General features: G+C 44.1%; 12 protein-coding genes. 2 read left to right on the top strand and 10 right to left on the bottom strand.

The window, feature by feature from the left end; genetic code table 11:
- Positions 1 to 20: 20 nt before the first annotated feature.
- The 4 genes from CYL31_RS02575 to CYL31_RS02590 all read right to left on the bottom strand — a co-directional run bounded on the left by CYL31_RS02575 (position 21) and on the right by CYL31_RS02590 (position 4640).
- Entirely contained in the window at positions 21 to 2132 is a 2112-nt protein-coding gene (locus CYL31_RS02575; RefSeq protein WP_212917428.1) for a TonB-dependent receptor, read from the bottom strand.
- Positions 2133 to 2269: 137 nt separating this feature from the next.
- Positions 2270 to 3196, bottom strand: a complete 927-nt coding sequence (puuE, locus tag CYL31_RS02580; RefSeq protein WP_212917429.1) for an allantoinase PuuE — start codon at positions 3194 to 3196, stop codon at positions 2270 to 2272.
- 39 nt (positions 3197 to 3235) lie between these two features.
- Complete coding sequence (locus CYL31_RS02585) at positions 3236 to 3967, bottom strand: aspartate/glutamate racemase family protein (protein WP_212917430.1); 732 nt, start codon at positions 3965 to 3967, stop codon at positions 3236 to 3238.
- Positions 3968 to 3974: 7 nt separating this feature from the next.
- Positions 3975 to 4640 carry a GntR family transcriptional regulator gene (locus CYL31_RS02590; protein WP_212917431.1) on the bottom strand — a complete coding sequence of 222 codons (666 nt, stop codon included), beginning with the start codon at positions 4638 to 4640 and terminating at the stop codon, positions 3975 to 3977.
- Between the two features lie 267 nt (positions 4641 to 4907).
- On the opposite strand from CYL31_RS02590, the gene CYL31_RS02595 reads away from it, so the two are divergent.
- Positions 4908 to 6344: an NCS1 family nucleobase:cation symporter-1 gene (locus CYL31_RS02595; protein WP_212917432.1), complete on the top strand. Its 1437-nt coding sequence runs from the start codon at positions 4908 to 4910 to the stop codon at positions 6342 to 6344.
- A gap of 56 nt (positions 6345 to 6400) precedes the next feature.
- Here the strand turns inward: CYL31_RS02595 and CYL31_RS02600 are convergent, their stop codons facing one another.
- From CYL31_RS02600 to CYL31_RS02625, 6 genes are all read right to left on the bottom strand, one after another.
- Positions 6401 to 7594 (bottom strand): lipase family protein, encoded by a 1194-nt coding sequence (locus CYL31_RS02600; protein WP_212917433.1) that lies wholly within the window; start codon positions 7592 to 7594, stop codon positions 6401 to 6403.
- Between the two features lie 15 nt (positions 7595 to 7609).
- Positions 7610 to 8068, bottom strand: a complete 459-nt coding sequence (locus CYL31_RS02605; protein ID WP_212917434.1) for a DUF6795 domain-containing protein — start codon at positions 8066 to 8068, stop codon at positions 7610 to 7612.
- Positions 8069 to 8261: 193 nt separating this feature from the next.
- The gene (locus CYL31_RS20870; protein WP_349304766.1) at positions 8262 to 8720 is read right to left on the bottom strand and encodes a DUF6795 domain-containing protein; all 459 of its coding nucleotides are present in this window, start codon (positions 8718 to 8720) and stop codon (positions 8262 to 8264) included.
- A gap of 311 nt (positions 8721 to 9031) precedes the next feature.
- Positions 9032 to 10438, bottom strand: coding sequence for an ethanolamine permease (eat, locus tag CYL31_RS02615; RefSeq protein ID WP_212917436.1), 1407 nt, complete (start codon positions 10436 to 10438; stop codon positions 9032 to 9034).
- A 140-nt stretch (positions 10439 to 10578) separates the two neighbouring features.
- Entirely contained in the window at positions 10579 to 11460 is an 882-nt protein-coding gene (gene eutC, locus CYL31_RS02620) for an ethanolamine ammonia-lyase subunit EutC (RefSeq protein WP_249411674.1), read from the bottom strand.
- A complete protein-coding gene (locus CYL31_RS02625; protein WP_212917437.1) occupies positions 11457 to 12878 on the bottom strand; it encodes an ethanolamine ammonia-lyase subunit EutB in 1422 nt (473 codons plus the stop codon). The genes eutC and CYL31_RS02625 overlap by 4 nt, the downstream gene beginning before the upstream one ends.
- A 228-nt stretch (positions 12879 to 13106) precedes the next feature.
- Here CYL31_RS02625 and CYL31_RS02630 point away from each other — a divergent pair, with 228 nt between their 5' ends.
- A complete protein-coding gene (locus CYL31_RS02630) occupies positions 13107 to 14084 on the top strand; it encodes a helix-turn-helix domain-containing protein (protein WP_212917438.1) in 978 nt (325 codons plus the stop codon).
- The last annotated feature ends 222 nt before the right edge of the window (positions 14085 to 14306 follow it).

Here is a 14306-nt window from a genome sequence, read left to right on the forward strand (position 1 = left end):
GAGTTAGGTACAACAAGAAATTAAAAGTCTAAACCATAAGCCAGTGTCACAGTACGACCTCGGCCTTTGAAGTAAAGATCATCCGTTTTGACAGAGCTTTGAGAGTAGTAAGTGAAGTAGTCTTCGTTAAATACGTTGGCAACAGCAACACTCATTTTACCAACCGGAAGTTTGTAACCAACGGATGCGTCGACCAGGGTGTAGCCATCAAACTCTAACTCGTCATCATCGAAGCTTCTGTCAAAGGCGTGATTGACTTGCAGCAAAGAGGATAGCTTGTCATTCCAACGAGCATTCCATGAAGTCACTAAGCGATTAGGTGAAATATTTGCTCCAGTTTGTTTTGTATCCACTTTCCCGTCGTCGTTACTGTCATACTTACCCTGAACATAAGAATAGTTGGCTTGTAGTCTGTGGTCCTTGTTTAGCTGGAATCCTAAAGAAGCTTCTAAACCATGAGCTTCTGTCTTTCTCCGTTCAATAATATATATGTCGTCCTGTGGAACAACATTGCTATCTAAGTCTGTATTAGACTGGTACGCGCTGACCTCAAAGTCGTATGTATTTTTATTAATACGGAATCCTACTTCATAATTGGTAGTTACAACCGGATCGAGGTCAATTAGTGTATCCACATCATAGTTGGCTCCCTTCACTGTGCGTAATATGCGTCCGACATCAGGCATACCAAATCCCTCTGAGTAGTTGGCAAATACACTGACAGCAGGTGTGATCTTAAAAACAGCACCAGCGTTGTAAACCGTGTCACTAAAGCTCGGCTTGCCACCATTAACTGTCACACTGTTATTCGCTGCAACTGTTTGGTAAGTGTCTACGTCTAACTTAGCGTGTTCATTACGGGCACCAGCTTGTAGTACTAAGCGATCAGTTGGTCGGTATTCAAATTGCACGAATGGCGCGTAATTGGTGTATTCCGTTTCAGGAACATAAGTGCGATTAGTCAATATTAACGTCTGACTGGTTGTGTCTTGTAACAAATCTAAGCCTGCAGTGACGCTTAAATCGTTATCTAACAGGTCGTCTTTAGTTAAGCTGAATTTTGCACCAATTTTTTCTGATTGGTTCTGGCTTTGGTCGTAAAGGGTGCCATTTGGTGCAATGCTAGTGTCTTGAAAATTTCTGGAGTTTGTTGCGCCATAACGGCCTTCAAAATCTTGGTGGAAAACTTGTGCTTTAAGCTCCATACCATCAAGGTCGCTGTCGGTGTAGGACAGGCTGGTGGTTTGAACATCGTTGTAGGGAGCAAGACCTCTTGGTGTGCTTTTGATTGAGCTGGTTGGAACGCCGTTTGATCTGTCTCCGTTGACACCAGTGAAGTTCATTCGTCCTTTTAATCGGTACTTGTTAACTTCAAGCTCTAGTCTTTTATCGTCGGTTAGCCAGTAACCAAGCTTGACGAAAGCATCGTAGCTTTTTGAATCCATCGTATCGCCACGAGTAGAGTCCGAGCCTACATAATCGCCGTCGGCATCAAGGTAAACGCCTTGTACTTCGTTGGTCAAACCTACAAGGTAGTCAAAATTATCTTGTGCACCTTCTACTTGATAGCCAATTTTATAGGCCAGAGAATCGCTTTTTAATTCATCTGTCGGTGTGGTCAGTTGTACATCGACGTGTTGTTTTAATTCGTTTGAACGATTTGATTTGGTGATGAAGTTAATAATACCGCCAGTTGCTCCTAATCCATGAATTGCGCTTGCACCATGGATTACTTCAATGCGTTCTACCATAGCAAGGTCAATAGTGTGTGCTGCACGGCTACCGTCACGAAGTGGATTGGACTGTGGAACACCATCTATCATGTATAAAACAGAACGACCGCGAAAGGATTGGCTACTATCGTTTAATTTTTGCGTATTTGGCGCATAGGCTGGTAGAAGGCTAGAAAGCACCTGTGAGCTGTCAGAGCTAATAGATAGTTGATCTTCAATTTGCTGTCGAGTGATGACAGTAATGACCTGGGGACTGTCATCCTTTTTGGTATTCGATCGGCTGGTTTGGATAACTAGTTCATCGAGGCTTATGGATTCCGTTTCTGCAAAGGTGGTTTGTGAGGCACTAAGGGCGAAAGGCAATAGAATAATCGCCGTGTAAGGTTTTTTGGATAACATTTCATAAGTCCAATAAAGGTAAATTTATGTAAATGCTAATGTATTCAATAACCATTATCAAATGAATGTCGGTGAAGATATTTTAAAAAGAGTAAGTTATGAGGATAACCCTTTGTTTATCCTCATAACTAAAAAACCTACAGTTTTGGTGGGTGGTTTTTAATCCAGTGATCAGCGATGTCTTCACGGCGAGCAATCCAGACGTTGTCGTGGGATTGTACGTAGTCTAAGAATTTCTTCAGGGCCATAAAGCGGCTTGGTTTGCCAAGGGTTCTGCAATGCATGCCGATAGACATCATTTTCGGTGCGGTGGCGCCTTCTTCATACAAACAATCAAAGTTGTCTTTCAAGTATTGGAAAAATTCTTCTGCGTGATTGAAACCGTATGGGGAAGAAAACTTCATGTCGTTGCAGTCGAGCGTGTAAGGCACGATTAGATGCGGTTTGCTGCCACCATCGGGTGTATCGACTTTCACCCAATAAGGTAGGTCGTCGCCATAGTTGTCTGAGTCGTATTTGAGTTGCGCTTGTTCTGCGACTAAGGCGCGGGTATTTGGCGAATCGCGTCCTGTGTACCAGCCAGCGGGTTTAACGCCAGTGACTTCTTCGATCAAGGCGAGGGCTTGTTGCATGTGTTCGCGTTCTTGCTCGATGGGCATTTCTTGGTAATGAATCCATTTTAAGCCATGACAGACAATCTCGTGTTTGCCTTCCACAAAGGCTTTTGCCACTTCTGGGTTACGTTGTAATGCGGTGGCAATGGCAAAAATCGTCAGCGGTAAGCCGCGTTTTTCGAATTCGTTGAGGATGCGCCACACACCAGTGCGAGAACCGTACTCGTAAAGGGATTCCATGCTCATGTGGCGGTTTTTGAAAGGCTGCGCACCGAATATTTCGGACAAAAAAGTTTCAGCGTGTTCATCGCCATGAAGAACGCAATTTTCTCCACCCTCTTCGAAGTTTAAAACAAACTGGACAGCAACTCGTGCATTGTTTGGCCATTTTACGTTTGGCAACCCTTGGCGGCCATAACCCGCGTAATCGCGTTCTAAATAGTGTTTCATGGTCTGTGTTCCATTATTTTTTATGTTATTTAGCAGCGGTTATAAACTCCAGTGGGAATAACGCCCAGTAAAGGCTTTGCTAACACGCTGTCCGTATTGACCTTTTTTAGAGGTTTGTAGTCCTAACTGATGCAATGATTCTGCCAGTTTTACCGCGGCGACAACGCCATCAATGATAGGAACAGGTAATTCAGCAGACAGCTTTTCCACCAAACTCGACATGCCTGCGCAACCTAATACAATTGCTTCTGCACCGTCTTGCTCTATGGCCGCAAGGCATTCCGTTTTTAGTAGTAAGTAAGCCGCTGGGTCGATATTTTCTAATGCCAAAACAGGAATGTCGGTGGCTCTGACACCGCTACAATGATGCTTATGACCATACTTTTGTAGTAAATGCTCACTCGCTGGTAAAGTACGAGATAGCGTAGTCACAACCCCAAAACGATGGGCAATTAGGCTGGCCATGTGAAAACCTGCTTCAGCAATACCAATCACGGGGGCGTCAGCTAATTCACGAGCGGCGTCTAAAGCAGGGTCGCCAAAACAAGCAATGATGTGAGCATCAACGCCTTGTTGTTTGCCTTGTTCGATAAGATCAAGAAGAGCGGCGCTAGCAATGACCTCATCAAAAGCACATTCGATGCTTTTTGGTCCATGCTCAGGAGTACAGGCAATAATTTGAGTTGTTTCTAGCGCGACAGATTGAGCACTCAATGCCATAGCGTGAGTCATGTCGGCGCTGGTGTTTGGGTTAATGAGCTGAATTCGCATGGTGCTCCTAGCGGGCAAAAAGTCTTTGAAAATCGATATTTTCTTCGGGTTTGCTATCAAGAATAAGCGAAGATTTGATGTGTCTAAGGTGATGACTCATCCAGTGTTGCGCCTTATCTGTGTGTCCTTGATCGAGAAGGTCCAGAAGCTCCGAGTGATCTCCACAGTCGCAACCGACACTGCCGCGAGTACCGTAAGCGGCGAGAATAAGTGAAGAGCGATAGCACAGTTGTTGGACAAAATTCGCTAGTACCTTATTGCCTGCTAGCGTCGCTAACTCATAATGGAAACGAGCGGTTAGCTGAATAGAGTCTGCTAATTGATTGCTTTCTTCTGCGCGTTTTTCTTCCGTGACCATAATACGAAAACGCTCAGACTGTTCCGCATTCCAATGAGTAAGCAGGTCAGGAATAAGTTGTGGCTCAATCAATAGGCGGCTGTCTAGAACTTCTAATGCTTCGGCTTCGCTTGGATGGTTTACCTGCGCGCCTTTGTTTTTTTCGATCACTACAAAATGCTCTAAGGCTAGTCGCTGCAATACTTTGCGGATGCCAGTTCTGCTCACACCAAAAGCTTCTGATAGACGGTCTTCTGGTAAACGCGCTCCTGGTGGTAATTGGTGTTCGACAATGGCCTTTAGCATTTGTCGGTAAATATTCTCGTCATTCGACATGAGTGCTTCTCTATAAATTGTATACGATATCTTGTTAAATATAGTTCTTAAGACAATATAGCATGCTAGTTTGTTTCGTACATCTTAAACAAAAAATGAATTTATTGTGCACAATATTGGTGTGGTTTTCTTGTTTTGACTTGGAATGGTGCAGTAAATGTTGGTTTTTTGGGTTCATGTTCCTATTTTTACTTAAGTTCTTTGGGTTCTGTTTTTTGGCACATAAATTGTATTTAACATTGTATACAATTAAAAAGGAACGCAATCATGAAACAAGAATTTGAGCAAAGCCCTAGATTAGCAAATAGCGATCTCTTGCCGGAGAAAGATCAAAAATGGGGTTGGTATAGTATCTTCGCTTTTTGGATGTCAGACGTTCATAGCGTGGGCGGTTATGTGTTTGCTGCCAGCTTGTTTGCTCTGGGTCTAAATGGTATTCAAGTATTTATCAGTTTGTTATTAGGGATTTCCATTGTGTTGGTATTTGCCAACTTGATGGGTAAACCGGGACAAAAAGCGGGCGTGCCATTTCCTGTTGTTGCTCGTATGTCTTTCGGCGTGTTCGGTGCGAATATTCCGGCCATTATTCGAGGCTTGATCGCGGTTGTCTGGTACGGTATTCAAACCTTTCTGGCATCCAGTTCCTTTATTATCTTGTTACTGTACTTCTTCCCTGAAATGGCATCGCTTGCGGACGAATCTTTCATCGGTCTGTCTTACCTAGGCTGGATTGGCTTCTCTGCCATGTGGGTCGTGCAAGGCATTGTGTTTATGTTTGGTATGGACATGATTCGTAAAGTGATCGATTGGTCTGGCCCTGCTATTTACATCGCTATGTTTGCGTTATGTATTTATATGATAAATCTAGCAGGTTGGGAAAACATCAGTTTCAATCTGAGCTCAAATAATCTGACGGGCCTAGATGTGTATGCGCAGATGTTTATTGCGATTGCCTTGGTCGCGGGTTATTTCGCAGGGCCAACACTTAACTTTAGTGACTTCTCTCGTTATTGCGGCAGTTATAAAAAATTAAAATTGGGTAACCTGTTGGGCTTACCGTTTAACTTTGTGTTGTTCTCTTTGTTCAGTGTGGTGATTGTTTCGGCTTCGATTCCTGTGTTTGGTCAGATGATCACCGATCCAGTGGAAACCGTGAAACGTCTTGATTCTGGTTTTATCACGGTACTGGGTGCATTGACTTTTATCTTCGCCACTGTGGGCATTAATATCGTGGCGAACTTTGTTGCGCCAGCGTTTGATTTTTCGAATGTTTCTCCACAGAAAATCAGCTTTAAAGCGGGTGGTTTTATTGCCGCATTTGGTTCTGTGCTGCTAACGCCATGGAATTTATTCAATAACCCAGAAGTGATTCACTATACAGTGGATGTGTTGGGCGCGATGATTGGGCCTTTGTACGGCATTATTATTGTCGACTACTTCTTTATCAAAAAAGGTCATATCGATGTGGCAGCTTTGTATACAGAGTCTCCTAAAGGCGCTTATTGGTATGAAAACGGTGTGAATAAGAAGAGTGTTTATGCCTTGGTTATTGCGGGCGCGGTGTCTATCTTGGCGACCTTTGTGTTTAGCGCCTTGGCAAACTATGCCATCTTTATTGGTGGTATCGTGGCGGCCTTGTCTTATCGCTACATGATGGAGCCAGAGCGCGCAGCTTTGCAAAGCATGAATCTTGCTAAATCGTAGTTCATTTTTGTATATGAAAGTAAGCACCTTTCAGGGCTTACTTTCGTCAATGGACATTAAATACGATTTGAATCTAATGCTAAAGCCGCTGCTTGGTTTATTTTTTTCACCATTGTGGATAATGCCTGCTTAACAAAATCATGAGTTATTTCAAACTGAAGTGAAGCAGCATACGAGCCGCAAAAGCATAAAAGGTGACCTAAAAATCCTTTTACTTGCTCGTAAAGTGATGAAGAAAGCTTCGCTATCTTAGAAAGTGTCTGCGCTAGAATATCAACGAATTTTGATAGCCCCATAGCGCCAGGACTTAACGCCAACACTGTTGTACCAATAGCCGTTGCTTTTAACAATGTAAGCAATGCTGCAGTTAGCTTTTTGAAAGTGATGTTATTGAATGTAGATGTAAGTCTATCTTTATAAAAAAGAACAAGGTTACTATCCATATAATTGTCGCTAACGATTTTTAAATCATTCCAACTTTCTGTGTTCGCTGAATTAATGTAGCCAGGATTGCCCTTGGTGGGCATTTTATGGGCGGAAAACTCAATTAATCCTCCACTGTTTGAGAGTACGTACTCTTTTCCTTTGTAGGGGGCGTGATAAAACGGCCAGATAGGTATCATCGGCACTGGATCTGTATTGTGTATACAGCGAAAAATCTCATCGATGGCTGTTGTGGATTTGATGGCGAAGTCTTTACGGCCAACACGAGGTGCTCCGAAGGTGTATAAACAAGCCCGCTTACTGAAACGGGCTTTTACCCATACCGCACATAATTGAGCAAGTGCTCCTCCTAGACTGTGTCCTACGCAATGAATAGTTCCAGTATTACCTTGTTTGATTAATTCATTTATTGCTAGTTTTAATTTGGGCTTTATAGAGTCAAATGTTCTAACAAAACCCATATGAGCAGCAGCTTGATTATCTGCAGTCATTGTCGATATGGATGCATCGGTAATGCCATCCCTAAGCCGATTGTCAGTGCCACGAAAAGTAATAGCAATATCTTTCGAATAAGTCCCTTTGCCAGTTCCAATGTACACAAAACCTGACTCAAGATTTAGTGCCCTACAAAGTGCACCACCTGATACACCGTTTATAATATCTTGCTGAGTATCAAAGTTGAAGTGCTTGTCGATGTATGGTTTAACTGAAACTTCAAGGCCTAAAATTTTATTGACTTCATGTAACCTTGTTTCATACGCAAAATCTGCTAATTCGGATGCTAGCTTTGGAGTTAAATTGTTCATTATCAAATATCCTATTTAATTGAATCCTTTTAGCTCTAATGAACTTAATACGACTAATGGTTGTACTGGTAGTTCTGGGCAGTGATATTCATATTGCGTATCCTTTCTTTCTTTTTTGAAAGATGCGTTGATATTTTTAAGCTGATCTTCCACCATTTTCAAACTTATAGTCCCATCAGTTGGTAATCGAGCTTCCCATAGTCGATATCGTTCCCCATTAATCTCTGTCAATATTTGCTGAGTTACTTTAGGAGATCCAAACATAGAGTTTGGTTCTCTTGATTTAATCTGATAACCATCAAAATGAAATCTCCCTTGGTCATCAGTATAGATATAATCATTAAATGGTATCTTGTCAGAGAATACTAAGGCGATTCTTATAGGGTGATTTACGAGGGGGGTACCTTCGAATGTCAGAGTACCATTGACTTCTGGACATAGATAAATCGTTTCTTTTTTGGAAAAAATCGACATATGAATTACTTTTTGTTGGATACATGCATGTAAGGAAAAAAGCAACCAAAGTCTACTTGTCAATAGACGGGTAAGGTATAGATTTGAAGCTGGCTTCCTTCCGCTTATATTGAATTTTCTCTTGGTTTGGATGTTGGTGTCAACTACAGCGGCCAATTAGGGGATAAAGCTTTTCGTTATCAGGTATTCATTTTTAATTGAATCCTTTTAGTTCTAATGAGCTTAATACGGCTAATGGTTGTACAGGCAGCTCTGGGCAGTGATATTCGTATTGTGTGTCTTGCATGTCTTTGGTTAGAGATGCATCAATTTTGCTAAGCTGATTTTCCACCATTTTCAAACTTATAGTGCCGTTCGTTGGTAAGCGAGCTTCCCATAGTCGATATTCTTTATCTTCGATCACAGTTAATATCTGTTGGATAACTTTAGGAGACCCAAACATAGAATTTGGCTCTCTTGATTTAATTTGATAACCATCAAAATGAAAATGGCCCTTGTCATCTGTATAGATATAGTCATGGAAGGGAACTTTTCCTGAATATAGCAAAACAATTCTTATAGGGTGATTTACTAGGGGGGTACCTTCGAATGTCAGAGTACCATTGACTTCTGGGCATAAATAAATCGTTTCTTTTTTGGAAAAAATCGACATATGAATTACTTTTTGTTGGATACATGCATGTAAGGAAAAAAGCAACCAAAGCCTACTTGTCAGTAGACGGGTAAGGTATAGATTTGAAGCTGGCTTCCTTCCGCTTATATTGAATTTTCTCTTGGTTTGGATGTTGGTGTCAACGTCAAGAACCAATTAGGTAATGCTAGAACTTTTATGAGGTGAATTATAGTTCTGCAGGCACATTAATGGATACATAGCCTAATAAAGGATTAATAAAATCCAAAATAGCAAAAGCCCCGCATCGAAACTGCGGGGCTTTTTGTTGTTACCAAAACTATCGTGTTGTATTAAGCCGTTGCAGCAAGGTCGGCTTCGGCCGCCGCCAGCATGTCGAACTCTTCTTCAGGTGTTTTCGCCACAAGACGATTCTTGCTGTACAAGAAGTAGTAAGCCGCGCCGATGGCGAACAAGACTAACGTGTAGAAAAATGCGCGTGGATCGTAAGCGTAAACACCAGTCAAAGCCAATAGCGATAAAATAAATGCGATAGACGAGGTGAAAATACCGCCCGGTGTTTTATAAGGACGTTCCATGTTTGGCTGTTTGATGCGAAGCAAAATGTGGCTGAGTGCCATCAAAGCATAAGACACTGTTGCGCCAACCACGGCCATGGCAAGCATAAGATCGCCTTCGCCCGTTAAAGAAGCAAGGAAGCCCAAAATACCAGGAACGATCAAAGCACGAGCAGGGACTTTACGTTTGTCTGTTACTGACAAGCTTTGTGGAATGTAACCTGCACGAGACAGAGCAAAGACTAAGCGGCTGTAACCGTAGATGATAGAGAAGAAAGACGCTATCAAACCAGCAAGACCGAGAACGTTTACCGCTGTTGCCAAGGAGCTGTGACCCGCAAAGTTTAAGGCATCAACCAAAGGCACCGCGCTCTTACCCATCGCATCTGCGCCTGCAGCTCCCGCTAATAAAAACACCACCAAAAGTGCAGTAAACAGTAAGAAAATCATCGCGCCGATAATGCCTTTAGGTACATCTTTTGCTGGGTCTTTGGCTTCTTCTGCGGCTAAAGGCACACCTTCAACAGCCAAGAACAACCACATACCAAATGGCAGCGCTGCCCAAACGCCATACCAACCCATTGGCATAAACTCAGACGCGCCAGCAGCATCAGTTACGGCAACATCAAACAAACGGCTAGTGTCAAAATCACCAATCAGTGCAACCGCTGTTGCTAGAATGGCGATAACCGCCAAGCCACTGATGACCATCATGACTTTTAGCGCTTCGCCTGCACCGGCTAAGTGAATTCCGATAAACACCAAATAAAACGCGGCATAGACCCAAGGTCCATTGAACCCTAAAAGCGCTTCTACCGCAGAACCGATAAATATCACAATGGCCGCCGGTGCCAAAGCGTATTCAATTAACACCGCTAGGCCGGTTAAATAACCGCCAGTAGGCCCCATCGCTTGACGCGCAAAACTGTAACCGCCTCCCGCCGCTGGGATAGCGGCAGACATTTCTGCCAAGGATAAAACCAAGGTGAAATACATCACGGCCATTAGCGCCGCCGCAATGGCAAAACCGCCCCAGCCCGCTTCGGCAATACCAAAGTTCCAGCCTGCGAAGTCACCAGATATCACGTAAGATACGCCCAAACCCGCAAGCAAAATCCAGCCCGCGGAGCCTCGTTTTAGCTGGCGTTTCGCCAGATATTCTTTATTAATTTGATCAGACATTTTAGTTTCCTTTTGTTCCAGTTGTGCTCTATAAGTTGAGTTTTAAACCGTCATTTTTGCCCAGTGGGCTTATAGTTTTCTTGCTTTTCTGTTTGTATATATTCGTGCGTTTTGTTTTTTTCCTTATTTTTTTCCTCGTATTAGGAGATGAGGAAGTTTTTTGACTCCTGTGAGGTGTCTACTATTAAATCATCGTCCGATCTGTCTTTTAGTTTGACGCCAGACAGTTTCAGGGTTCGTGCTTCGTTTAATAGATAAAAGGCTTTCCGCGCCGCTTCTTGATACACCAAACCCGCTGGGCGAACATTGGAAATACAATTGCGGTAGGCGTCGGTAAATCCGACTTTGCCACCCCAAGTGAGATACAAGCCTAAGCTATCTGGCGAGCTCAGCCCCGGACGTTCGCCGATTAATACCAAGACACATTTGGCGTTTAGGCGTTCACACACATCGTCACCAATGGCAACGCGGCCTTGTTCAACAAAACAAATGGGCGCGATGTTCCAGCCCTTGATATAGCCAGACAGTGCTTGTAAAAAAGGCAAAGTATTTTGCTCTACTGCCAGCGACGACAAACCATCCACCACGACAATCGCAAGGTCATAACTTTGTGAGGTGGAAGCTCGATGCTCGTCTAGTTTGTATGCCGATTCTTCATCTAATCTGCGGCCATAATCTGGACGCTGTAAATAGGTTGCGCGGTCCGTCGCGCGACTGTGCAAGAGTAGGGGGGCACAGTGCTTTGTCCAATCTTTCGCCCAATCTTGCTCTACCAGAGCTTTGGCTAACGCGTTGCTATCGAGTTGCGTGTGCACGGCATCGATCGCTTGAGCATGGGCCAGCTGAAAGGCCAATAAATGCTTGGTTGGGACGCTGATACCAGAACGGCCCAAACCCACTCGCGCATCGGTAAAGGCATTGAGCTTGCTCCATGCATTCTCTGTTACTGGCTCTGCATGAGGGTGTGTTGGGAAAGACTTATTAGGTTTAGGGATGTCGGATTTAGGGATGTCGTGGCTCATGAACGACCTCCAATCATACGATTGAGTGATTTATGAAAGGCGTCAGGCACCTGATGATTGAGAATAAATTGCTCGTTGTTTTTGAAGATTTCCATCTTAGCCAACCAAAGGCCGAACTCTGGTGACGGTTTTAACCCTAGCACTCGGCGAGCGTACAAGGCGTCATGAAACGAGGTGGTCTGGTAGTTCAGCATGATGTCGTCGGAACCGGGGATGCCCATCACAAAGGTACAGCCTGCGACACCTAACAGTGTCAGTAAATTATCCATGTCGTTCTGGTCGGCTTCCGCGTGATTGGTGTAGCAAACATCACAACCCATAGGTAAGCCAAGTAGCTTTCCACAGAAGTGGTCTTCTAACCCTGCACGAGTGATTTCTTTGCCGTCGTACAAATATTCAGGGCCGATAAAACCGACCACGGTATTCACCAGTAACGGATTAAACTTACGCGCTACCGCGTAAGCCCGAGCCTCGCAAGTTTGCTGATCTAAACCGTGATTGGCATTGGCGGATAAAGCGCTGCCTTGGCCTGTCTCAAAGTACATGACGTTATTGCCAACCGTGCCGCGATTCAGCGACAAGGCGGCCGCTTGGGCTTCGGCCAGATTAGCGAGATTAAAACCAAAACTGTCGTTGGTGGCTTGGGTGCCGCCAATGGACTGGAAAACCAAATCCACTGGTGCGCCTTGTTCGATGCATTCGATGGTGTTGGTTACGTGAGTTAAAACGCAGGATTGAGTCGGGATTTCATAATGCTGGATGACTTCGTCCATCATCTTGATCAAGCGTGTGGCTTGCTGCACGTTGTCGGTGGCAGGGTTAATACCAATCACAGCGTCGCCATTGGCGTAGAGCAAACCGTCTAACATGCTGGCCGCGATGCCAGTTAAATCGTCGGTTGGGTGGTTGGGTTGTAAGCGGGTCGACAAGTGTCCTGGTAAGCCAATGGTGTTACGAAACGCGGTTTTGACATGGCACTTTTTCGCAACCAAGATCAAATCCTGATTGCGCATAATTTTGCTGACCGCTGCGGCCATTTCTGGCGTCACACCGGGGCGGATCTGAATCAGTATTTCGCTGGAGGCAAGGTCGCTTAACAACCAATCACGAAATCCCCCCACGGTCAGATGAGAAATCAAAGAAAAAGCGCTTTTGTCATGATCGTCTAATATTAGTCGGGTAATTTCATCTTCTTCATAGGGAACGAGGGCTTGTTCTAGGAAAAGGCTCAGTGGAACATCGGCAAGCGTCATTTGTGCGATGGCGCGTTCTTCGGCGCTTTGGGCCGCAACGCCGGCTAAGCGATCCCCCGAACGTGCGGGTGTTGCTTTCGCCATTAAATCGGCAAGATCGACAAAGCCGAAGGTGCGTTCGCCTACTGTGTTCTTAAACTGAAAAGTCGAATTTGGCTTGCTCATAATTATCTCACGCGCTTTACTGACATGGTGTTGGTTCAAAAAAGCAAACAAGAAAAAAGGTGTAAATTTTGCATAGCTTGAACATATATAACGTTAGTTAACATTACGGAAATCCATAAACCGACGTTATCGAATAATGGCAAAAATATTAATGTCTATATATTTCAATGAGTTAGATTTTTATTAAATAAACATTTAATAAAAATCGATATATAGCGGGATGAAGATATGTCGTTAAACCTCAAAAATGCACCAAAAGAGGGCTTTTCCCCTCACATATCGAAAGTTAGATTGTCGGAAGCTCACGATGCCGATTTGCATGCGAGTAATTTGACCAACTGGCAGCAAGAGTACGATCAAATCAGCCGTGGAAGTTTTTACGGTCGTATTGTCGAGTTGCCTTTTGAGGGATTGCAGGTGTTTTGTGAACACACCAGCCAAGCCTTGCAGCAAAAATGCGTCGTTTGGCCGGACTCTGTTTGGCTGGGGATTCCTCTGGTTGATCAAGAAGAGAGTCGCATCAACGGCTTAACCATCAATCCCAATAATATTATGTGCCGACCGGGCGATTGTGATTTTCAGCTATCCACACCGCAGGGTTATGATTTATATGGATTAGTGGTGGATCGATCAAAGCTGATCAAAATGGCCGCGATTCATGGGATGGATCTAAATTGGAAAGAACTCACCGAATGTGGCCGCCTTGGCGTACCCGATAAAACCTTAGAGGAAGTGCGCTTTGTGCTGGCACGTTTGTTGTCGTTGCAAAACAACACAACACCGCCACGCTTGCAGCAAGACATCGTTATGATGGCATTGCTTGAAGTGCTTAAAGAAGAAACCCCACAGCCAGCCAAAACACAAAGCTATTATCACCGTAAAAAAGTGGTCGATTGTGCCCGTCAGTTTTTGGATTATCATCTTGATGAACCCGTTACCGTGACGCAATTGTGTGAAATAACCAACGTCAGCCGTCGCACTTTACAGTACAGTTTTGAAAGCATCCTCGGCGTCAGCCCGATTCAATACCTGCGCATCAGCCGACTAAACGGCGTCCGTCGTTCCCTCGTCCAAGCCCAACACGGCCAAGCCGTCAGCGACATCGCCGCCCAATGGGGATTTTGGCACTTAAGCCAATTTGCCAAAGACTACAAACAACTGTTTGGTGAAACGCCTTCAAAAACACTTACGGGGTTGAGTGGTTGAGTGGTTGAGTAAAAAGCTCTTACCTCTTCTGCGCCCATGTTCTGAGGGTGTTGTAGCTTATGGAATCGAATGAAAATATTTAATCCAATACAGGTAAGACTTCTCTGTTTTTAAGCTATAACCGCGTAGCCGCAGCTCATGGCGAATAAAATTGAGGAAAGGGCTAGAAGACATCACATACTCCTTGTGGATAATTGACCGAAATCTGTGCAAATATACAGT

It is taken from the genome of Marinomonas sp. A3A, from assembly GCF_018336955.1.
GTDB classification, from domain to species: Bacteria; Pseudomonadota; Gammaproteobacteria; order Pseudomonadales; family Marinomonadaceae; genus Marinomonas; species Marinomonas lutimaris.

What these genes read in the sequence shown, in the direction of transcription:
- CYL31_RS02575 (WP_212917428.1), bottom strand. Translation starts at nt 2,132, where the DNA reads ATGTTATCCAAAAAACCTTACACGGCGATTATTCTATTGCCTTTCGCC.
- puuE (WP_212917429.1), bottom strand. Translation starts at nt 3,196, where the DNA reads ATGAAACACTATTTAGAACGCGATTACGCGGGTTATGGCCGCCAAGGG.
- CYL31_RS02585 (WP_212917430.1), bottom strand. Translation starts at nt 3,967, where the DNA reads ATGCGAATTCAGCTCATTAACCCAAACACCAGCGCCGACATGACTCAC.
- CYL31_RS02590 (WP_212917431.1), bottom strand. Translation starts at nt 4,640, where the DNA reads ATGTCGAATGACGAGAATATTTACCGACAAATGCTAAAGGCCATTGTC.
- CYL31_RS02595 (WP_212917432.1), top strand. Translation starts at nt 4,908, where the DNA reads ATGAAACAAGAATTTGAGCAAAGCCCTAGATTAGCAAATAGCGATCTC.
- CYL31_RS02600 (WP_212917433.1), bottom strand. Translation starts at nt 7,594, where the DNA reads ATGAACAATTTAACTCCAAAGCTAGCATCCGAATTAGCAGATTTTGCG.
- CYL31_RS02605 (WP_212917434.1), bottom strand. Translation starts at nt 8,068, where the DNA reads ATGTCGATTTTTTCCAAAAAAGAAACGATTTATCTATGTCCAGAAGTC.
- CYL31_RS20870 (WP_349304766.1), bottom strand. Translation starts at nt 8,720, where the DNA reads ATGTCGATTTTTTCCAAAAAAGAAACGATTTATTTATGCCCAGAAGTC.
- eat (WP_212917436.1), bottom strand. Translation starts at nt 10,438, where the DNA reads ATGTCTGATCAAATTAATAAAGAATATCTGGCGAAACGCCAGCTAAAA.
- eutC (WP_249411674.1), bottom strand. Translation starts at nt 11,460, where the DNA reads ATGAGCCACGACATCCCTAAATCCGACATCCCTAAACCTAATAAGTCT.
- CYL31_RS02625 (WP_212917437.1), bottom strand. Translation starts at nt 12,878, where the DNA reads ATGAGCAAGCCAAATTCGACTTTTCAGTTTAAGAACACAGTAGGCGAA.
- CYL31_RS02630 (WP_212917438.1), top strand. Translation starts at nt 13,107, where the DNA reads ATGTCGTTAAACCTCAAAAATGCACCAAAAGAGGGCTTTTCCCCTCAC.